3 protein-coding genes are annotated in these 3,564 nt (G+C 37.3%); all 3 read right to left on the bottom strand.

All coding sequences use genetic code 11. From position 1 onward, the window contains the following. Window positions 1-23 precede the first annotated feature (23 nt). Genes FC65_RS09545 through FC65_RS09535 form a run of 3 tightly spaced genes read right to left on the bottom strand, consistent with a single transcriptional unit; the run spans window position 24 to window position 3,278 of the window. The gene (locus tag FC65_RS09545; RefSeq protein ID WP_056972498.1) at window positions 24-1,418 is read right to left on the bottom strand and encodes a sensor histidine kinase; all 1,395 of its coding nucleotides are present in this window, start codon (window positions 1,416-1,418) and stop codon (window positions 24-26) included. Beyond that, complete coding sequence (locus FC65_RS09540) at window positions 1,396-2,118, bottom strand: response regulator transcription factor (protein WP_056972497.1); 723 nt, start codon at window positions 2,116-2,118, stop codon at window positions 1,396-1,398. Before FC65_RS09540 ends, FC65_RS09545 begins: the two co-directional genes overlap by 23 nt. A 14-nt stretch (window positions 2,119-2,132) precedes the next feature. Continuing rightward, window positions 2,133-3,278 (bottom strand): PDZ domain-containing protein, encoded by a 1,146-nt coding sequence (locus FC65_RS09535; protein ID WP_056972496.1) that lies wholly within the window; start codon window positions 3,276-3,278, stop codon window positions 2,133-2,135. Between the last annotated feature and the right edge of the window lie 286 nt (window positions 3,279-3,564).

Here is a 3,564-nt window from a genome sequence, read left to right as displayed (position 1 = left end):
CTGCAACGAAAAGTATGAATAATTCAGGAGTTATTTTCGCTAATTAGTGGCAAAATAACTGTGAATGTTGTCCCAATATTCAACTGGCTATCAACTTTGATTTGTCCAGACAAAACCTCAACATACTCTTTGACGATCGCCAAGCCTAGACCAGTACCATCCACTTCTTTACTGCGAGAAGTATCAGCACGATAAAATCTCTCAAAAATACGTCCTTGTTGTTCACTGGTCATACCGATCCCTGTATCCGAAACTTGAAACTGCCATTTATTTTCAAGAGTTTTTGCCGTGACAGTTATTTTTCCACCAACTTTGTTATATCTGACTGCATTTTGCACCAAATTACTCAATATATATTTGAGTTTGCCGGGATCAGCCTGCACTTTCATTTTTGCCGGCACCTTATTCAAAACAACAACTTGTCGTTCATCGAGCAAAGAATCATAAGCTAGAGCACAATCAGAAACAAGTTGTGAAAACTGAACCTCTTTAAAGTTCACTTCCATATTTGTCCCAATCCGTGAAAGTGACAAAATATCATTGATCAGATCCTTTAGTCTTAAACTTTGATTATAAATTATGTCTACAAATTTATTAGCTGCGCCAGGATCTTCAAGCGCACCGTTTTTCAAAGTTTCACTAAAACCAGCGATCGAGGTAACTGGGGTTTTTAGTTCATGGCTAACATTGCTGACAAAATCATTTTGCATACGTTCGATCTGCTTTTGTTCAGTAACATCATCGATCATTAACATCACAAAAAAGTGATGGCCACTGACCGGTATGAAAACTACATTAACATTTAAAATCTTCGTTTGTTCAGCCAAATTGACCTTGATCTCGGCTCGTTGATCCTGTTTAGTCCGAAACGTTTCTTCTACGGTTTTTACAATATCAAATTCCGCCAAAGCCGAGTAATATAGTTCGTGGACCATATCAAGCTCGTGTTCCATAATATCATCCAAATAATGATTACTAAGGTAAATTTCACGATCCTGATCAATGACCATCACACCGATCGGTACATATTCTAACAGGCCTAAATAACCCCTCTTTTGCCGATTATAATCTTTAAAAAGACTTTGTGTCATGCTTTGAACATGGTTAACGGCCTGACCTAAGTCGTAAAGTTCACTTTGTTTATCCACCAGAACGTGGCCAGTCTTTTGTTCTTGAGTAACTTCCTCTAATTTTTTAGTAAAAAGTTTGAGTAAGTTATTTTCACGCCGTCTTTCCAAATATTCAGCTATCAGGATCAACAAAATGACCAGCAAAACAGCCAAAATTATCCAGACCAAATGTAAATCATCCGCTGCTTTTCTTAAAGTCTTTCCTGCAACTTTTGCATAAAAGCTCCAAGTTAACAGTACAGCTGATCCACCTGCAATTAAACGATTAAAAACTTGTCTGATCCTCATTTAATTTCCCTTCAAATTTATAACCAAACCCCCGAACAGTTTGAATGTTAGTCGGATGACTAGGATCATGTTCTATTTTTTCACGTAAATGACTAACGTGCATGTCAACCATTCTTGTTTGTCCAACATAATCGTAACCCCAAACTCCGTTTAATAGTTTTTCCCGACTTAACACACGATCTGGTCGCTTCACAAAATATGCCAACAACTCAAACTCCTTGGGCGTCAAAGAAATCTGTTTGCCTGCAACACTAACAGTGTAATTGGACAGGTCGATCGAGAAATCTGTAAATTGATACAGTTCACTTTGTTCTTCATTTTTTTCGTTCTGTGCAGGTTCGACTCGTCGACCGATTGCTTTGATCCGTGCAATCACTTCTCTAGGTGAAAAAGGTTTAGTAATATAGTCATCCGCACCAAGCTCAAGGCCGATGATCTTATCTGTTTCTTCATCACGCGCAGTCAGCATAATGATCGGAGTGGCAACCTTTTCTTGTCGTAGTTTCTTAGTAACTTCGATCCCATCAAGTTTAGGCAACATAATATCTAATAAAATCAGATCAAAAGTAGAAGAAAGAGCAAGGTTGAACGCTTGTTGCCCATCTGTTGCAGTTTGCACTTCAAATCCTTCTTTTTTCAAATTATATTCTAGTAAGGTTAAAATGGCTTGGTCATCATCAACAACTAACATCTTTTTCAATTAAGCTCTCCCTTTCATTGAAACAATATTAACCCAATTTCATGTGGGCCATCTGCGTATATCGCACTTTCTGTAATTTTTAAGTCGCCTTCAAATGTTCTGATCCGCAAATGACAATAAGCAGAATTTTTTTGCAGTGCTGCATATAATTCTGACTCATTTTTTACCTCTTCATCATTACAATCTAAGATTATGTCTCCCTTTTGGACCCCCATCTTCGCAGCTGGAGTATCAGGTATCACAGCAATCACCCTAACACCATCGTTAGTTTCAACATACCAGCGTTTGCCTTTTGCGTCCAAACGTTGGCGCTGAAAATAATAGTAAAGAGCCAGGCCCCCGATAAAAAGCAACCCCAGCAGTGAAGCTATCGGATAAAACGCACTTATACCCGCCGCAATGATACTACAGATCCCTAATGTAATAGATTGTTTATAGAAATTATCTAAAATAACTTGAGGCTCTTCTTTAAAGACTTTCAAAGAAGCCGCAACCAACAACGGCAAAATAAAAAGCCCAAATGAATGCCCGTTAAATGATAATACCGGCCAAAAACTCCACTGGCTCTCAAAGACATTTGTCGGTACAAGGAGTATTAAGGGAATAACGCTAAATTCTTTCCAGTTATAAAAAGCGACTCTTCTGCCTCTTTTACCACTTTTAACTTTGGGTGTAAACCATGTACTTTTATTGTAATGTAATAAAAATGCTCTAATAATAAAATATATGCCCAACAGCAATAAACCACTAGCAGGCAACATACTTCCAGAAAATGAGAGTGCGAAAGTACCTAAAGAAAAACTGGTTAAATTTGTTAAATTCAAAAGATTGGTCAGTAAAATCGCAAGCCACAGTGTAGCTAAACTCAAATCGCCCAGTGGTAACAATAACACTGCCAAAATTGCCACTGCTTCTATGAATACGATCGTGCCAAATGTCAACATCAAACCAGCTAGTAAAGAAATAATACTTCCGACCACTAAACCAAAAATAGCAGTTTTCAAAAAATGGCGTCCTTCATAAAAATCACGATCGATCGCTATTCTAAAGAAACGCCGCTCTTTGGCCAATCGTTGCCGATAAACAATGACTGCCATTATTATCCCTACCCAAACTAAAGGCTGTATTAAATACGTCAAAATGATCTTCCAAAATTCCACGATCAGACCTCCCCATCTTCAAAAAAGTATATTAGGCGCTTTGAAGATTTTTTGATCCTTTGCTTCAAAGTTTAGATGTTAGTCCTAGACTGACTATTAAACTCAAATACACTATGTACTATCCTTTAAGTATATCAATTTAACCTAATTAAAACAAAAAAGTATGCACTAAATTGCCTCAGAACTTCTTTCTACCAAAAAAGAACTTGGCTCATTGCTTTTAAACAAGCCAAGTTCTTTAAAATAGATATTAATTTTGGTTCTATACTTTTTCCTGTTGATAGCT

It is taken from the genome of Ligilactobacillus acidipiscis DSM 15836 (assembly GCF_001435755.1).
Lineage (GTDB): Bacteria > Bacillota > Bacilli > Lactobacillales > Lactobacillaceae > Ligilactobacillus > Ligilactobacillus acidipiscis.
Note: the sequence above shows the minus strand (reverse complement) of the source record. Positions and strands in the feature narration are given on the sequence as shown.